Source organism: Bacteroides sp. (assembly GCA_036351255.1).
Lineage (GTDB): Bacteria > Bacteroidota > Bacteroidia > Bacteroidales > UBA7960 > UBA7960.
On the sequence record JAZBOS010000016.1, the window covers coordinates 55,082 to 73,230 of the forward strand.

The 18,149-nt window shown below is 47.4% G+C and carries 13 protein-coding genes; 8 read left to right on the forward strand and 5 right to left on the reverse strand.

Annotated features, from left to right (window positions below; genetic code table 11):
- Nucleotides 1-72: 72 nt before the first annotated feature.
- The 5 genes from V2I46_01310 (at nt 73) to V2I46_01330 (ending at nt 7,855) form a co-directional block, all read left to right on the forward strand.
- Nucleotides 73-3,012 carry a TonB-dependent receptor gene (locus V2I46_01310; GenBank protein MEE4176125.1) on the forward strand — a complete coding sequence of 980 codons (2,940 nt, stop codon included), beginning with the start codon at nt 73-75 and terminating at the stop codon, nt 3,010-3,012.
- 12 nt (nt 3,013-3,024) lie between these two features.
- Nucleotides 3,025-4,371 (forward strand): RagB/SusD family nutrient uptake outer membrane protein, encoded by a 1,347-nt coding sequence (locus V2I46_01315; GenBank protein ID MEE4176126.1) that lies wholly within the window; start codon nt 3,025-3,027, stop codon nt 4,369-4,371.
- A 25-nt stretch (nt 4,372-4,396) separates the two neighbouring features.
- On the forward strand, nt 4,397-5,290 hold the full coding sequence (locus V2I46_01320) for a choice-of-anchor J domain-containing protein (GenBank protein ID MEE4176127.1): 894 nt from the start codon (nt 4,397-4,399) through the stop codon (nt 5,288-5,290).
- Nucleotides 5,291-5,362: 72 nt separating this feature from the next.
- A complete protein-coding gene (locus tag V2I46_01325) occupies nt 5,363-6,223 on the forward strand; it encodes a cyanophycinase (protein MEE4176128.1) in 861 nt (286 codons plus the stop codon).
- A gap of 12 nt (nt 6,224-6,235) precedes the next feature.
- Nucleotides 6,236-7,855 carry an AbgT family transporter gene (locus V2I46_01330; GenBank protein ID MEE4176129.1) on the forward strand — a complete coding sequence of 540 codons (1,620 nt, stop codon included), beginning with the start codon at nt 6,236-6,238 and terminating at the stop codon, nt 7,853-7,855.
- A gap of 5 nt (nt 7,856-7,860) precedes the next feature.
- Here V2I46_01330 and V2I46_01335 read toward each other — a convergent pair whose 3' ends face one another.
- Complete coding sequence (locus V2I46_01335) at nt 7,861-8,721, reverse strand: hypothetical protein (protein ID MEE4176130.1); 861 nt, start codon at nt 8,719-8,721, stop codon at nt 7,861-7,863.
- 154 nt (nt 8,722-8,875) lie between these two features.
- On the reverse strand, nt 8,876-10,003 hold the full coding sequence (locus tag V2I46_01340; GenBank protein MEE4176131.1) for a glycosyltransferase family 1 protein: 1,128 nt from the start codon (nt 10,001-10,003) through the stop codon (nt 8,876-8,878).
- 219 nt (nt 10,004-10,222) lie between these two features.
- Here V2I46_01340 and fbaA point away from each other — a divergent pair, with 219 nt between their 5' ends.
- On the forward strand, nt 10,223-11,302 hold the full coding sequence (fbaA, locus tag V2I46_01345) for a class II fructose-bisphosphate aldolase (GenBank protein ID MEE4176132.1): 1,080 nt from the start codon (nt 10,223-10,225) through the stop codon (nt 11,300-11,302).
- 31 nt (nt 11,303-11,333) lie between these two features.
- Here the strand turns inward: fbaA and V2I46_01350 are convergent, their stop codons facing one another.
- Together V2I46_01350 and proS are read right to left on the reverse strand one after the other, a co-directional pair.
- Nucleotides 11,334-11,762 (reverse strand): SPOR domain-containing protein, encoded by a 429-nt coding sequence (locus tag V2I46_01350; GenBank protein MEE4176133.1) that lies wholly within the window; start codon nt 11,760-11,762, stop codon nt 11,334-11,336.
- Between the two features lie 76 nt (nt 11,763-11,838).
- Nucleotides 11,839-13,314, reverse strand: a complete 1,476-nt coding sequence (proS, locus tag V2I46_01355; protein MEE4176134.1) for a proline--tRNA ligase — start codon at nt 13,312-13,314, stop codon at nt 11,839-11,841.
- 126 nt (nt 13,315-13,440) lie between these two features.
- Here proS and V2I46_01360 point away from each other — a divergent pair, with 126 nt between their 5' ends.
- Both V2I46_01360 and V2I46_01365 read left to right on the forward strand, forming a co-directional pair.
- Nucleotides 13,441-15,240: a hypothetical protein gene (locus V2I46_01360; protein MEE4176135.1), complete on the forward strand. Its 1,800-nt coding sequence runs from the start codon at nt 13,441-13,443 to the stop codon at nt 15,238-15,240.
- 110 nt (nt 15,241-15,350) lie between these two features.
- The gene (locus V2I46_01365; GenBank protein MEE4176136.1) at nt 15,351-16,793 is read left to right on the forward strand and encodes a hypothetical protein; all 1,443 of its coding nucleotides are present in this window, start codon (nt 15,351-15,353) and stop codon (nt 16,791-16,793) included.
- 486 nt (nt 16,794-17,279) lie between these two features.
- Here the strand turns inward: V2I46_01365 and V2I46_01370 are convergent, their stop codons facing one another.
- Nucleotides 17,280-18,134, reverse strand: coding sequence for a C4-type zinc ribbon domain-containing protein (locus V2I46_01370; protein ID MEE4176137.1), 855 nt, complete (start codon nt 18,132-18,134; stop codon nt 17,280-17,282).
- Nucleotides 18,135-18,149 lie beyond the last annotated feature (15 nt).

Below are 18,149 nucleotides of genomic sequence, written 5' to 3' on the forward strand. Positions count from 1 at the left end.
GGATAGGTTTCGCCTGAATTAAATTCATCCTGATTTCAGCAATATTATTCAAACCAACCAAAACCAGCATTTATGAACCGAAGATCTTTACTTCTTTTGATGCTGTTTTTATTACCTGCTTTAGCTTTCGGGCAAAGGATCACGGTAACGGGAACAGTAACCTCGGTGATGGAGAACAACATTTCCCTTCCCGGCGTCACGGTCATGGTAAAAAACACTAGCCAGGGGACCACTTCCGATATCAATGGAAGATACCGGGTCGAAGCCAATGCCAACGATACCCTGGTATTTTCGTATGTAGGCATGGTTACTACAGAAATTCCGATTATGGGGCAGATCCAGATTGATGTGGGGATGGAACTCGATGTTGCCCGTCTGGGTGAAGTTATTGTAGTGGGATATGGTACTGAGTCGAGCCGCCTGGTATCGGGATCATTGGGTGTGGTAAGTGAAACGGAAATCCGCGATGTCCCGCTGCGTACCATTGATGGGGTGCTTCAGGGCCGTTCGGCAGGGGTGCAAATCAGCCAGAACTCGGGGACCCCTGGTTCGGCAACCACGGTAAGGATTCGGGGTAACAGCTCCATTACAGCCGGCAACCAACCTTTATACGTCATCGATGGCATCCCCATGATCACCGGAAACTATGGGCAGGTTGGATTCTCGGGGCAGGGCATCAATGCCCTTTCCGACATCAACCCCAGCGACATTGAATCTATCACTGTTCTGAAAGATGCTTCGGCAGCTGCCATTTACGGGGCAAGGGCCACCAATGGGGTCATCCTTATCACCACCCGCCGTGGTAGTAAGCAGCGTACCAACATCACCTTCAATGCAAGCAGTGGCATCCAGGAAGTTGTCGAAGTGCAGGAAATGATCAATGCCGAGCAGTGGCATGAATATAAAGGTACTCAGCCCGATCCTGGCAATCCTGTCGACGTAGACTGGCTTGATAAGGTATTCAGGGTGGCTCCGATGAGCAGCTATGAGTTTTCGGCCAGCGGAGGCGACGCTTCCACACGGTTTTTCATTTCAGGAAACTATTACAACCAGGAAGGCGTCCTGCTGGGTACTGATTACCAGCGTTTGAACGGGCGGCTTAACCTGGATCACACCATGAATGAACACGTGAAACTGGGGGCAAGTTTCGGGGCAAGTTATTCCCTGAACAACCGGGTAGAGGGCGACCGCTCATTGAACGGGGTTTTGCCCAACGCCCTGACCATGCCTCCCATTCACCCCGTTTATAATGAAGACGACACATACAATGAAGACGGCCCCTATGCCAACCCGGTAGCCATTGGCAAGGAAGCCATCAACGAGGCCCATTCATTCAGAACCCTTGGAAATGCCTTTGTTGACATAACCTTTTTAAAACATCTTACGGTAAGTACAAAGTGGGGTTTTGACTATTTGAGCCTTCGTGAACACAGCTTTGATCCACCAACGACCCGGCAGGGAGCCCGTTCAAACGGGATTGGCATTGCAGGTCAGAACAATGTATTAAATATTGTATCAAACAACCTGTTGCGGTACAGCAATTCGTTCAAGGGTCTTCATAATCTGGAAGCACTAGCTGGTTATTCATTCGAGATATTTCAGCGGCGCAACCAATACGCCCGTGGCGTGGATTTTCCGGGGCCATTTTTTGAATACCTTGCCGAAGCAGCTACGATTACATCCTCTTATGCGAGAGCAGTGAATCGGGGCATGAGCTCATATTTCGGGCAAGTAAAATACAACTACGACTATCGTTACATTGTTACGCTGAGTGGAAGGTATGACGGTTCAACCAAATTTGGTGAGAACAACAAATATGGTTTTTTCCCGGCCGTCTCCCTGGCCTGGAGGGTTACTGAAGAGTCCTTTTTTCAGCCACTCAACGATATCTTTGACGAATTCAGAATGAGGGCCAGTTATGGCCTTACCGGTAATGATGGCATCCCGGATTTTGCCTATCTGAATTTATATGGAGGCGGTGCCAATTATCTGGGAGGAGCAGGCATTGTGCCATCACAGCTTCCAAATCCTGATTTGAAATGGGAAACAACAGCCCAGATCAATGTCGGACTTGATCTGGCCGTTTTGGATGAGCGGATTAGCCTGGCAGTGGACTATTATCACAACCGGACAAAGGACCTCTTGTTCGACCGGCCGGTTTCCATGACCTCTGGTTTCTATTCTATCACCACCAATATTGGAGAGCTGGAAAACCGTGGAATTGAACTATCACTGACAACTGTCAATGTGCGAACCGAAGCGTTTGAATGGGATTCACGCTTAAACATCAGCCGCAACCGGAATAAGATCCTTTCGCTTTACAAAAACCAGCCACTTGACAACCTTGACCGCTACAGCCCAAGCATTGTCATGGTAGGTGAGCCCATGAGTATATTTTTCGGGTACAGGAGCCTTGGCGTAGACCCCTCCACCGGCGATATCGTGTTTGATGACGTTAATGGTGATGGAATAATTAATGCTGAGGACCGCGTCAAAATCGGGGACCCCAATCCAAAATTCACCGGAGGCTTTACCAACAATTTAACTTATAAGCAGTTTGAGCTGAGTTTGTTCCTGCAGTTCTCTTATGGCAATGATATTTTCAACGCGAACCGGGTATTCATAGAGGCCATGAAAGGCGCTGACAACCAAAGCACAGCCATCCTGAGGCGCTGGCGTCAGCCCGGGGATATTACAGATATTCCAAGGGCCACCGAGAACGACCCAAACAACAACAACCGCATTTCTTCGCGCTTTGTTGAAGATGGCTCCTACCTGAGGATAAAAAACCTGACCTTCTCCTATCTTCTGAACCAGCGACTGGCAGAAAGACTGAAATTAAGAAGCACCAGAATCTTTTTATCTGCACAGAATCTGCTGACTTTTACCAATTATTCGGGTATGGATCCCGAAGTGAACTATACTGGTGACAGCAACCTGTTAAGGGGAACCGATTTCTTCACCTATCCCCAGGCCAGGACTTTTTCTATTGGTATTAATTTGGGATTATAAAACATGAAAACAATGAAACGTATCATTTTCCTGATATCAATTTTTGTAATGGTTTTCCCGGGTTGCGACGTGTTGAACGTTGACCCAAACCATTCCATTCCGGCCGATCAGGCCATCACCAATGCCGAAGAAGTGGAGCGGGGCATCATCGGCTGTTACGATGCGATGCAAAGTGGCAGTTACTATGGTTTACACTATTTCGTTTTTGGCGACCTTCTTGCCGATAATCTAAGGTTTTCCGGGGTGACTATCAGTTATGCCGAATTGGACAATAATTCCATCCTGGCTGACAATGGGCTGGTAGAAGGGGTTTGGGCCTCCATTTATGACCTACTGAACCGGGTTAATAATGTGGTCGCACAGATTCCAGGTATTGAATCCATGAGCGATGCTGAGAAAAATGCGGCCCTCGCTGAGTTATATTTCCTTAGGGCATTAGGGCATTACGACCTTATGCGGCTTTACGGTCCCATACCACTGAGAACAGAACCCGCTTCGGGAGATGAAGAAAGTCTCAATAAACCCAGGGAGTCCATTGAGGTAGTTCTAAGCCAGATCAACACCGACCTGGATTTTGCCATTAGCCATCTTGCATCGGAAATTATTACAGGAAGGGCTTCCAGTGTTGCTGCCCGGGGATTAAAGGCCAGGGTTGCCTTACACCAGTACTACCTGACCAGCGATCAGACCTTCCTGACGACTGCAAAGGAAAATGCAAGCGCAGTGATCGACAATCCCAATCTTGAGATTGAACCGGATTACAGTATTTTGTTTTCAGGGGTTGCAAACCGTGAGTCGATTTTTGAGATTGATTTCAATGAACAGGACTGGAATCGCATGGCACAGTATTTCTTTTACACCTCTCTTAGCGGACGTTACGAGTTTGCCCCCACCGAGTTTTACCTGAACTCCTTTGCGCCTGACGATGTCCGTAAAGACATCTCTATTGAATATTATGGTGCAAATCCTTATGTGTATAAATATTCAGACATTGAGACCGGCACCGATAATATTTATGTGCTTCGGCTCGCCGAGATGCATCTGATCCGTGCCGAAGCGGAGATCCTGTTGCAAGGCGATCTGGAGGCCATACGCGCTGATATTAACGCCATCAGGGAAAGGGCAGGTCTGATTCCCACCACCAGTTCAAATTATGCGGCTTTGCTGCTTGAAGTGGAATCACAGCGCCAGAAAGAGTTTGCCTTTGAAGGGCACCGATGGTTCGACCTGGTAAGGACCGGCAGGGCCTTGGATGTTCTACCAAACGTGACCAACATCAACCAAACCCTTTTTCCGATCCCACTCAACGAAATCCTGGCCAATGACAACCCGGGAATGTTTCAAAACGAGGGTTATTAATTGCTAACGAGAAAAACGAATGGCTATGCAAACACGAAAAACATACGGCATGATAGGATCCATCATGATGACTATGATCATGCTATTTTCCTCATGCGAGGATGAAGGATTTGACGTTCCCCTTCCAAGTACACAAGCCGACTTTGATTATGAAGTTGAGGTATTTATTGACGAGGACACGGGGCAAGAGTCTTTTGGGGTGCAATTGACCAATAAATCCATCGAGGCAGAATCCTATTCCTGGGATTTCGGTAATGGGGAAACCTCAACCGAAGAAAATCCCTATATCTTATACACTACATCGGGACAGTATACAATCAGGCTTGAAATAACCAGCGCCCATCAGTTGCATTACAACAACCTGACCAAAAGCGTTACCTTAACACTTGGGAAACAGGTTGTCTATGCTGAGGACTTTTTAGACGGTGTTCCCGACAATGATGAATTCTGGCTTCCCGAAGGATGGCAAGCAATTGATAATGACGGAGATGGTTTTAACTGGTATTTTGCCGTCAGAAATGGTTTAGGACAAATGCGTAGCCAGTCCTACGATTCTTCAAACGACGCAGCCCTTAATCCTGACAACTGGCTGATTCTGCCAGAAATTGACCTAACCACCACTGCTGATGGCGCACTTGTCACCTTCAGGTATACGGTTGGGGTTTCCGCATCTACCCCCAGATACCGAAAAGAACATTATGGTATTTTTGTTTCAGCAGGCAATGATGCCCTGGAGAATTTCACCCTGCTTTTCGAGGAAACCTTCACTGAAGAAACGCCCCAATGGACCGCTTTGGAAAGAACCGTTGATCTCTCAGCATATGCCGGGGAAACCATTTACGTGGCCATTCGCCATTATGGAGTCACCGACATGGACCGTATGTTTGTGGATGAGGTGGAAGTTTATAAAATTGAGTAAGATATTTGTGGTTTTAAAAAGCCAGCGCAATGCTGGCTTTTTTTTATTTTCGCATAACCAAAACACAACGACATGAGAATTCTGATATTATTTTTTTCGGTTCTTTTTCTGATGGCTTCCTGTCAATCGCCTGAAACGGGGAATGAGGATGTTTCTGAAGCCCCCAAGGGCAGTTTGTTTATTATAGGTGGCGGCAGTCGCCCGGATGCCATGGTGCAGCGGATGGTCACCGAATCAGGGGTGGATCAAACAGGATATGTGGTCATTCTTCCCATGGCCTCCAGTGAGCCCGATTCGGCTATCCTGTGGTCAGCCCAGCAATTTCTGGATAATGGTGTCAGCCCGGTGGTGGGGTTCAATTTTTTGCCGGGTATGATTCCTGGTGAGGCTCGTCTGGATTCCCTCAGAAAGGCGTCCCTGATCTATATTAGTGGAGGCGATCAGAACCGGTTCATGGATATTGTGAGAGGCACACCAATTGCGGATGCTATCCATGAAGCTTATTTGTCAGGGGCATTGATTGCCGGCACCAGTGCGGGCGCGGCCCTGATGAGCGGAAAAATGATTACGGGCACTGAATTGAAATATCCCGATTACCGGCCCACTTTCCGCAGCCTGGAATCAAACAACCTTGAACTTGAGCCGGGTTTGGGGCTTATTCATACAGCGATTGTGGATCAGCATTTTGTTTGGCGCAGCCGTCACAATAGACTGCTTTCAGCGATCCTTGAGTATCCTGACCTACTGGGCATTGGCATCGATGAATCGACAGCCCTGCTGGTGAAGGGTAATTCAGCTGAAGTGATCGGACTTTCGCAGGTAATGGTATACGCCAATCCCTTGAAAAAAGTAAATAACATAAATGGAAAACTGGGCGCCACCGGCCTGACACTGGATATTTATTTGCCGGGCGAAAAATTTTCACTCAAATAATTCGGTATTCCTATGCTGAAGAAAGTTCCCCACACCTATGTAATCGTTTTCGGCATCATCTTGTTTGCCGCTGCGCTCACCTGGTTTATTCCCCCCGGAAAATATGTTGAGCAGAAAGTGGTTCGGGATGGTGTTGACAAAAAGGAAATGGTCTTTTATTATGAAAAGGACCTTCCGGATGCTTTTCAGCCTGAGAGCCCCAGCCAGCCACAGACATGGCAGGTATTTTCAGCCCTTTTCAATGGGTTTGTGAAACAGTCAGGCATTATCATTTTCATTTTAATGATTGGCGGGGCCTTCTGGATCATGAATAAGACCAAGGCCATTGATGTGGGGATCTTTGCTTTCCTTCGTTTTACCCGGATGCTGGAAAGCCGGAACATCATGCACCGCAATGTGGTGGACAATGTGATCATTGTCCTGATCATGATCATGTTCAGCTTGTTTGGGGCCATCTTCGGCATGAGTGAAGAAACCATTGCCTTTGTGATTATTGTCATCCCCCTTGCCATATCCATGGGCTATGATTCCTTCACCGGGGTGGCCATGGTATACCTTGCAGCCCACCTGGGCTTTGCGGGGGCGGTGTTGAATCCTTTTACCATAGGCATCGCACAAGGCATAGCTGAGATTCCCCTGTTTTCAGGGATGGGTTACCGGATCTTTTGCTGGGTGGTGATCAACCTGGTAGGGATCTTTTTTGTGCTGCGTTATGTCAGCCGGATCCGGAAAAAGCCTTCGCTCTCAATCATGTATGAGGGAGATGCCTACTGGCGCAATCGGGATGGAGCACATAACGAGAAGATCACCTATTTTACACCCAGGATGGCATGGATCGTCTATGGCATGATCCTGGCTACCTTGACAGCCTTTTCTTTCCTTTATCCGGTTACGGGGCTTAAGATTGGTAACTCCACCGTTTCATTATTAATCATTCCGGCACTTACTATTGTTTTTGCCATCCTAGGGGTGCTCTCTCTGCGTAAATCCGTCCACTTTTTTATCCTGCTCTTACTGGGTTACACCATTCTTTTCCTGATGGTAGGTGTAATGGGTTATGGCTGGTACATCATGGAAATCGCCACCTTGTTTTTTGTCATGGGAATTGCAGCTGGTATGGCCTATAACTTTTCGGCCGATATTATTGCCAAACAATTCCTGGAAGGAGTGAAGGACATCCTTTCAGCGGCCATTATTGTAGGTCTTGCCCGTGGTATTATTGTTATCCTGGAGGATGGAGGGATTGTTGACACGCTGCTGTACGGCATGTCGAAAGCCATGGTAAACTTCGGCGACATTGCTTCCATCGGGGTGATGTATGTCATTCAAACCCTGATCAACATTGTTATCCCTTCGGGTTCTGCCAAAGCGGCCATTACCATGCCGATCATGGCACCTTTCAGTGATCTGATAGGCATTTCACGTCAGGCAACGGTCATGGCTTTCCAGTTTGGGGATGGATTTACCAATATGATCACGCCTACCTCCGGCGTATTGATTGCCGTCTTAGGTGTGGCACGGATTCCCTATGACAAATGGGTACGATGGGTTTGGCCACTCATTGTAACCGTAGTGATCCTGGGATTCCTGTTACTAATTCCCACCGTAACGATGAAGCTCAGTGGCTTTTAAACTCGCTATTCTATCTCGATGACCAGGTATTTGGAAGCACTCCAGAACTTGGTTGGGTCCAGAATCACCAAATAAGTAACCTCATCCTCCACTCTATATTCCCAGGTTCCTTCAGGATGGGGAGTAATAAAAATGGGGTTTTGTCCGGCTACGGTAATTTCACGCGTCTGGGTTATATCGATCCGGGTAAAATTGGTATGGTCAAAACTGGAGTTCAGCCTGTTGGTTCTTCCAATGCCTAGAAAGCCCCCTTCACGGGTAATAATGCCCCAGTCAATTAGTTCACGACGCGAGCCCATCGTGTAAAAGGCTGTGTTCATTTCAGAGATTTTCTCCTCAATGATCTGTTCGCGTTGGCTTGCGACTTGCTGAAGGGTGTCGACGGTAGCCGATAAATAATCCACCCGAAGGTTCATCTGTCCTAATTGCTCCTTAAGATTTCCAATCTCCAGTTCTTTTTCATCAATTTGTTCATTGAGGCGGGTAACCATCTTTTCAAACTCGGCCACCTTCACGTTGGAATTGCTGATATCCCGGTTCAGCCGATTGATCAACTGTCGGTTTTTCTCCATCAGTTCACCAATCATACGGATATCTTCATTGATATGATCCATCATATCACTATTCCCTTCGAGGTCGTTTTGAGTTCCCTCTGAAATGATATTCTCTTTTTCCTTGATCAAGGCAAGGTTTTCTTCAATTTCATTCAGTGACCCAAAGAAGTCATTAAAAGTTTCATCTTTGGTGGCCAACTGATCTTTCAGTTCCAGGTTCTCTTGCTGCAGGCGGTCCACTTCTTCCTGGCTTTTCTGACCGCAAGAGGCAAGCATAAGTGCCATAAAGGCAAGCAATATCATTCTTTTCATAATAATCTGATTTTAGGTTGTTAAGGCTATATATTGCAAAAGTAATATCATTCACAATGCCTTTTACAAAACGAAAAAACAAATCAGAAATTGCCGGAAAAATACCTCCCGGAACAGTCCAAAACTTTACCCAGAAAAATTTAAAAGAGGGATATCAGAAACAATGCGACATGCAATTCCACATGCGTTCGGCGGTTTTTTCCCATGAAAAGCGGGCACGAATCAACTTGCCGTTTTCAATCAGCGTTCTCCTTAATACCTGGTCTCTAACGATGTCTTGCATTGCACGGCTGATCTGTCCAATTTCGTGTGGGTCGACAAGCAGGGCTGCATTGCCAGCCACTTCGGGCATGCTGGTAACATTGGATGAGATTACAGGGACCTCGCAATGCATGGCTTCAATGATGGGAATGCCAAATCCTTCAAAAAAGGAAACCAGCAGCAAGGCCTGTGAAGAGGCTACCACCTTGCTCAGTTGTTCTTTATAAAGCCTGCCCACAAAAATAATATCGTCCTTATAGGACATAGCGCTCAGCACCTTTTGAAATCCATTAGACCCAAACATGTGTTCACCGATGATCACCATCTTGTGGTTTTCCCGGTCTGTCTTTTTAAAGGCATCGAAAGCCAGAAGCATATTGTCAATATTCTTCCGCTTATGAAGCGAGCCCACATAGACAAAATAAGGACAACCTCCGGTATATTGCCGGCGAGTTTCTTCGGCAACGGCTACACTTACCGGTTTAAAGTCTTCGTTAACCCCGTTATACACCACATCAATTTTTTCGGGAGGATAACCAAAGGTGTTGGCAATATCTTGTCTTGAATATTCAGAAACGGTGGCTACACGGCAGGCCTTTTCGGCAAAACGTGGGAAGCGGGCACGATAATATTTACTGCTCAGCCAGGGCAGGTAATCGGGGTTGTGAATAAAGTTCAGATCGTGAAAAACAGGTATCTGAGGGCCTTCCCAGCTTAGAGACAACATCCCGTCAGGCGAAATAAACAGGTCAGGGCCAATCTTATTCAGGTAGGCTGGCAAGGCTTTCTCAAAGAAGAGGTAATAAAGGATTGGATGCCGGGCCTGGGGAAACAAAACCACAGGCTTGATATTGTCGGAAAAAACAAATTCCTGGTTGAAGGGCCGATCGAAGATGAAATGAAATTCCACCTCGGGATGATTCAGGGCAATACGTTTAAAGGTCTGGTAAGTAAACCAGCCAATTCCCTCTAGTTTTCCGGGCAACAGCAAGCGGGTATTTATAGCAACCTTAAGGCTCACAACCAAAAATTTTCATCCTGAACAGTCTTCCTGGCCCGGGTAAAAGAGCCCGGAAAAAATTTGACCTCAAAAATAGCTTTAACTTTGATTGTTTCAAAAAAATCTTTTTATCCGGTCTAAAAGCAAATCCCACAGGCAGGCATTTAGCAGTTACCCATTTATTTGCTAAATTTGATAAAGAATTAAAAAAAACTCTAATCATAAAAACACCTTAGAAAGATGTCAGCAAAATTAATGAACCATATTGAGCCGGGTGTTGTAACCGGCCGTGACGTGCAGGAAATCTTCCGCATAGCCAAGGAACACAAATTTGCCCTTCCTGCGGTAAACGTTATTGGGACCAACTCGGTGAATGCAGTCCTTGAAGCAGCAAGGGATATCAACTCTCCGGTCATTATTCAGTTTTCCAATGGCGGAGCTCATTTCTTTGCCGGGAAAACCCTTCCCAACGACAACCAGAAGGCTGCCATAGCCGGGGCTATTTCAGGCGCCAGGCACATTGAACTCATGGCCAAAGAATACGGTGTAAGAGTTATCCTGCATACCGACCATGCCGCCAAAAAACTGCTTCCATGGATTGATGGCCTGCTTGACGCCAGCGAGCAAAACTTCAAGGCTTTTGGTAAGCCCCTTTTCAGTTCACATATGCTTGACCTCTCGGAAGAAAGCCTTGAAGAGAACATTGAGATCAGCAAGCGTTACCTTGAAAGGATGAAAAAGATGGGAATGACCCTGGAAGTTGAGTTGGGGGTAACCGGAGGAGAAGAAGACGGGGTAGATAATACCGGAATTGAAAGCTCCAGGCTTTATACGCAACCTGAAGAGGTCGCCAAGATGTATGAGGCCCTGATGGAGGTTTCTGATCAGTTTACCATCGCCGCTTCTTTTGGTAATGTCCATGGGGTATACAAGCCTGGCAACGTAAAACTTGAACCCGTCATTCTGAAGAACTCACAGGATCACATCCAAAAGCATTATCAAACAGGTGACCAGCCGGTAAGTTTCGTTTTTCATGGCGGAAGCGGCTCTTCGCGCGAAGAAATAAGGGAAGCTATTGGTTATGGCGTGGTAAAAATGAATATTGATACCGATACCCAGTGGGCCTATTGGGCAGGGGTTAAGAATTACTACAAGAAAAACGAAGGTTATCTTCAAGACCAAATCGGTAACCCGGAAGGGGATGACAAGCCTAATAAGAAATATTATGACCCCAGGGCCTGGTTACGCAAAGGGGAAGAAAGCATGCGCGATCGTCTGAAGACAGCCTTTGAAGACCTGAACTCCATCGACCGCAATTAATAAAAGGCGCCTATAAAGGATTCAATAAGGACTATTCAAAGCCAGGGTATTCGATCCGGTCAACAACAATGTAGGCAGATTCGTAATCCCTGGCTATTTTTTCAAGAAACCGGCGTGCGTCCAGGCGTGTCCTGAAATTTCCCACCCTTAGTTTAAAATCAGGTGCATCGTAAATGATATACGATTCCACTCCCGGGTATTTTGTGTCAAATTCCGCTTTCCGCCTTTGGGTCCTGAGTTTTGACTGGTTGCCTGCATCAGCATAGATCTGAACCCGGTAGCCAGTGAAGCCACGCTCGCGCGACACCACTTCCTTATAGGCCTCCAACAATTGGTCAATCCTGGCATCCTGGCGAATGTCAAGTTGCAGTTGTTGAGAGTTTTCTTCAGGCTCGACAACTGGCTGCGCCCAGCCGTTCAATACCCAAAAGAGGGAAAAAAGGAGGAAGAAAATTTTCATAGGAAATTTTTTCTTTTCAAATATATCCATTTTCTCCGATCAAATGAAATGCCAAAACTCCTAATTTTGATTAGGTTTAATAAGCCCTGGCAAAAACCACCCGTTGTGTTGAAGGTTTGCCGGAATAAATGCACTTCCCTTCTTCAGGGGTGTTATTCAGCGGAATAAGGCGGATTGTTGCCTTGGTTTCCTCCTTTATTTTTTGTTCTGTTTCGGCAGTTCCATCCCAGTGAGCCAGGATAAACCCACCCTTATTGTCGAGAATATCAATAAACTCTTCCCAGGTGTCGGCTTTATAGGTGCTTCGATCACGGAATGCAAGCGCTTTCTGGTAAAGGTTGTCCTGGATTTCAGCCAGTAATTGTTCGATCTTCTGTGAAATCCCTTCAGTCTGAAAAACTTCCTTTTCCAGGGTGTCGCGCCTGGCAAGTTCAACGGTACCATTTTCTACATCGCGGGGTCCAATGGCAATACGCACCGGGACCCCCTGAAATTCATACTCATTGAATTTCCAGCCCGGCTTATAGGAATCACGGTCATCCAATTTAACCGAGATCCCTGCTCCCTGCAATTGCTCTTTGATTTGCCGCGCCTTTTCAATCACAAGATCTTGTTGTTCAGCATTTTTATATATGGGCACGATCACCACCTGGATGGGTGCCAGTTTGGGAGGCAATACCAAGCCGTGGTCGTCCGAGTGAGCCATGATCAATGCGCCTACAAGACGGGTGGAAACACCCCATGAGGTGGCCCATACATATTCAAGGGTACCCTCCTGACTGGCAAACTTGACATCAAAAGCCTTGGCAAAGTTCTGCCCCAGAAAATGCGATGTTCCTGCCTGCAAGGCTTTTCCATCCTGCATCAGGGCTTCAATGCAATAGGTATCAACAGCTCCGGCAAAGCGCTCATTCACCGATTTGGTTCCTTTCAATACGGGGATGGCCATAAAATGCTCTGCAAAATGGGCATAGACATCCAGCATGCGTTCGGTTTCCTCAATGGCTTCCTGCCGGGTAGCGTGGGCAGTATGCCCTTCCTGCCACAAAAATTCAGCCGTGCGAAGAAACATTCGGGTGCGCATCTCCCAGCGTACCACGTTTGCCCACTGATTCAGCAAGATGGGCAAGTCGCGGTAGGACTGAACCCAGTTCCGGTAAGTGTCCCAAATAATGGTCTCGGAAGTTGGACGGATAATCAACTCTTCCTCCAGTTTGGCGTCTTCATCTACGATCACCCCTTTGCCATTCGGGTCTTGCTTTAAACGATAGTGGGTAACCACAGCACATTCCTTGGCAAAACCTTCAACGTGGTCAGCTTCCTTGCTGAAAAACGACTTTGGTATGAAAATTGGGAAGTAAGCGTTTGAATGTCCTGTATCTTTAAACATCTTGTCCAATGCAGCCTGCATCTTTTCCCAGATGGCATAGCCGTAAGGCTTGATCACCATGCATCCCCTGACGGCAGAATTCTCAGCCAGGCCGGCACGTTGGACAATATCGTTGTACCATTTGGAATAATTTTCTTCGCGGGTTGAAAAATCTTTAGCCATTGATGTTTTTGGTATAGTATTTGTACTAATATTCAGGTGATAAACGCGGCAAATTTAAGAAAAAACCACGAACATTGACTTAACTTGTTAACTTTGTCAATAACCACAAGCAAGGAGGAATTCATTATGAAACCTATTTTTAAACTTCTGATCGTCATTTCGGTCGCCCTGGCAGGTTGTTCTTCGACCTACCACGCTTCCACTATTTATGATGACATTTATTACGTCCCCAGGGATCCCGAGACCACAGTGGTTCATCAACAGGCTACCCCCGTGGATGTTTCCCAGGCTCCCACGAATGACCAGCAAACTTATTATGATGAGCAAGGTCAGGGACAGGTGTATGAACAACAGGCTGAAGAATCCTATTACGAGGATGAGTATTATGATTACAATACCCAACCCTCAGCCACCGAGACCTATTATGAACAGGACGGAACCACCTATGTAAACAACTATTACTACGGTGACTATTACGATTATTCCTATGCAGCACGTATCCGCCGGTTCCATAGTCCCGGATATTCTACCTGGGCATATTACGACCCCTATTATACCAACATGTATTGGTATAACTATGATCCATTCTATTACGGGGTAAGCATTTACCTGGGTTATGGTTCCCTGGGGTTCTACTATCCCGGATACATGATGTACAGCCCAAGTTTCTACTGGTATTCCTGGAATTCACCGTTTTATTATTGGAGCAATCCCTATAGTATGTATGGATGGAACTCCTGGGGGTACTACCCCGGCTTTTACAGCCCATGGGGATATAGTTACTGGTCGGGATACAATGCCGGATATTATGCAGGCTATTACAACGGTTACTGGGGTAATCCCTACAACTACAATTACTATTACAACAGCTACGACCGCAGCAACTATTATTATGGTCACCGCGGTGCCAGCGGAGGTGCCGTTGCCGATGGCACAGGCCGTGGAGAAGGCCGCCCATCCACCCTTGCTGAAATGTACGAGAACACCCGTGATGTGACCCGCAACCGTAATAATGAAATGGCGCCCGATGTGCGTTCGCGAGGTGGTGCAGTATCTGGTGAAACGGCCCGCCCTGCAGGCACTCCCGGTCAAAGTGGAACTGAAACCCAGCCGGCTGCCATTCAGCCTGTAAGGGATTCGCGTGAAGCTGCTGAGCCCATTACCCGTCCTGCACAGACCAGTCCCCAAAGGGAACGGGTACCTGTCCAGCCGGTTGAAACAGGCCGTCAGCAACAGCCCCAGCAGACCCGTCCGGCGCAACCCCAGCAACCGGAACGGACTCCTGCTGTAAGGCCTCAGACTCAGCCGCAATCGCGTCCGACGACCACACAGCCAGCCAGGCCAACACAGCCTCAAAAGACGAATCCTGGTAATCAAGACCCCAAACGCCCTGAAAATCAAAGCATCCAGACTGAGCGCTATCAGAGACCGCAACAGGCGCCGGCAGGAAATCAGCCTCAGGAAAACGACCCGAATTTCAACAGGCCGCGCACCTATACTTCTCCCAGCTATCAGCAGCCTAAGACCAATCAGGAGTATACTCGTCCGCAATCAGGCAGCACACCATCAGCGGTAAATCCCGCCCAGGATCAAAGGCGGCCCGTAAGGCCTGCTCCGCAGCAGGTTCGCCCGCAAACAAGGCCCCAAAGCCAGCCAGCACCGCAGCAGCCCAGGGTTCAGCCTTCCAGGCAACAAAGGGGCCAGCCTTCCTATTCGCCCCCGGCACAGCGATCAGCTCCCTCAAGAACGGCACCCGCCCCACAGCGCTCGCCTTCCCGGAGCAGTGGCGTATCGTCTTCCCCAAGCAGAAGCAGCTCACCTTCCGTTTCTCCTTCCAGAAGCTCAGGAGGAAGCAGCAGCTCACCTTCCAGAAGTTCGGGAAGCAACTCTTCACCCAGCAGAAGCAGCAGCGGTAGCCGACGCTGATCATTGCGTATTTTTTAATTTCTCCTTAAATGACATACCCTCCCGGCAAGATTGCCATACCGGCTGAGCCGGGAGGTTTTACAACCTTGTTTCACTAAAATGCTGATACCATGAAAAGGATCGTCTTTGCCCTGACTACCCTCCTGATATTTTCTGCACAGGCATTCTCACAGAATGAAAATGATGCCTTCAGGTATTCCTTCATGAAGCCCGGAGGAACAGCTCGCTTCACCAGTATGGGAGGCGCTTTTGGAGCCCTGGGGGGAGATTTCTCAAGCCTGAGCACCAACCCTGCCGGACTGGGAATCTTCAGGAGTTCGGAAATTACCTTTACCCCAACCCTCGATTACAGCCTCGTCGAGTCGTCATATTATGGAACCATCAGTGACGACATGAAATACAATTTCAACCTCAATAACCTTGGCGTGGTTTTTTCGCTTCCCTTAAGTTCCCCCGTGGAACAACCGGGCTGGAAAGCCATAAACTTCGGGTTTGGCATCAACCGCCACAACAACTACAACCAACGATGGACCGCCGAGGGTTTCAATACCCAAAGCTCGCTGATGACCGACTTCATGAACCAAGCCAACCAGGAAGGCAGTCTCTCCAACCTGGATGACTTTTCTACGGGCCTTGCCTGGGACACCTGGCTGCTCTTTGAGGATAACGGACAATACGGCGTGGACATGCCCGACGGCAATGTATTGCAGCGCCAGGAAACCAATTCTTCTGGTTCAATCAGGGAATTTATTTTCTCTATTGGCGCCAACTACAATGACTTTCTCTTCCTGGGAGCTACCGTTGGCTTACCTTCTGTCAGGTATGAGGAAAATGCCATCTTTCAGGAAACCGATACCGAAAACTTAAGCGAAGCTTTTAACTCCCTCACCTATACCAACAAGTTCAGCACTTCAGGAACCGGGTTCAACCTCAAGGTGGGCGCCATTCTCAGGCCTACGGATATGGTACGCCTGGGTATAGCCGTTCATACCCCCACCTTCTTCAAACTGGAAGACGAATACTATGCCAGTATGGAGTCTTCCCTTAACCTTACAGATTACACAGACTATTCGCGTTCACCCGACGCCTGGTTTGCCTACGAGCTCAATACCCCAATGAAAGCCATTGGAAGCCTTGGCCTCGTTTTCGGAACTGCCGGCCTTATCAGTATTGATTATGAATATGTAGACTATTCGAAAATGCGCCTGCGCAGCGATGATTACCTGTTTGCCGACGAAAACCGGGTGATCCAGGAAAACTATACCACCCAACATAACATTCGCATTGGTGGAGAGGTAAGACTCGATCCCCTGGTGCTCCGTGGTGGTTATGCCTTTTATTCCAGTCCTTACCAAAGTGGTGTCAACGATGGTCAACAATCCGTGGCATCAGCAGGACTTGGTTTCCGCGACCGAAGTTTCTTCCTTGACTTTGGCTATGCTCTTACCTTCTTCTCTGAGGACTATTACCTTTACAGCGCACAGTTTGTAAACCCTGTAGAAAACAAATACACCATGAGCAGGTTTATGCTCACCTTTGGATTCAGGTTTTAGAGAAAACCGGTTTTCAAATTAAAAACAGGCCGTCACCTAATCAGCAGATGGCCTGTTTTTTTTCAGGGAACCCACCACCTTATGAGAGACTAATTTTGGCATCCTTGCAGGCTCTTTCAAAGCCTTCTTCCAGCCTTTGAATGCTATTGTCCTTTTCACCGACACCTGCTGTCGAGAAGAAAGACTGCTAAACCCCTTCAGGATCATCTTAAAGTCGGAGTTCAGACGTAGTTAACACGTAGTTCAGACGTAGTTTAACCGTTTTTACACGTCTGAACTACGTTTAAAATACGTCTCATCTACGTCTGATCTTAAAGAGTGAAACAAGGCTGAAACAGGCCTTTTGACTAACAAATCAAGACAGGGTTCTTTAGTGCTGAGGTTGTGGGCTGAAGCTGGATGGGTTGGCACACATGCAGGAGGATAATAAAAAAAGAGGCCATCTCAGCGTATTGAGATGGCCTCTTATAAAAAAATGCTATATGATTAAAAATCCAGTTCTACCGAACTTACAATATCGCTATCCACCAGGATGCGTCCGCAATATTCACAAACAATGATCTTTTTGTGCAAACGGATATCGAGCTGGCGCTGGGGGGGAATCTTATTGAAGCATCCACCGCAGGCATCACGCTCTACGGGAACAACAGCAAGCCCGTTTCGTGCATTCTCGCGGATACGCTGATAGGCTGTCATCAGGCGACTTTCAATGGCTGTTTTTTGCTTTTCTGAACTTTCCAGCAGCAATTCTTCTTCCTTTTTGGTCTCTGCAACAATATCATCCAGTTCGTTCTTCTTGGCCTCCAGATCTTTGCGACGCTCTTCAAGTTCTTCCTCAACCTGTTTTACGGTTTCGGACTTCAGTTCCATGGCAGCGGTATACTCGCGGATCTTCTTTTCCGAAAGCTGTACTTCCAGCGTCTGAAACTCGATTTCCTTTGAAAGAGAATCATACTCACGGTTGTTACGCACATTCATCTGCTGACCTTCGTATTTCTTGATCAACTCCTGACTTTCGCTGATGGCAGCCTTTTTGCCGGTAATTTCAGCTTCCAGCTCCCTGAGCTCTTGCCTGAACTTTTCGATACGCGTCTCAAGGCCTTCAATTTCATCCTCAAGGTCTTCAACCTCAAGGGGTAATTCGCCCCGAATAGCGCGAATCTTGTCAATCTGTGTGTCAATGGCTTGAAGGGTAAACAAGGCGGTGAGCTTCTTCGTAACCGTCAGTTCAACGCTTTCTTCATTGCCCGACTCGGGAATAATAACGTCCGATCTTTCGGTACCGGTACTTGGGTTTATTTGCCTGGGAACTTCCTCTTCGGATTTTGAACTTTTAGCCATGGATTAATGGGGTCT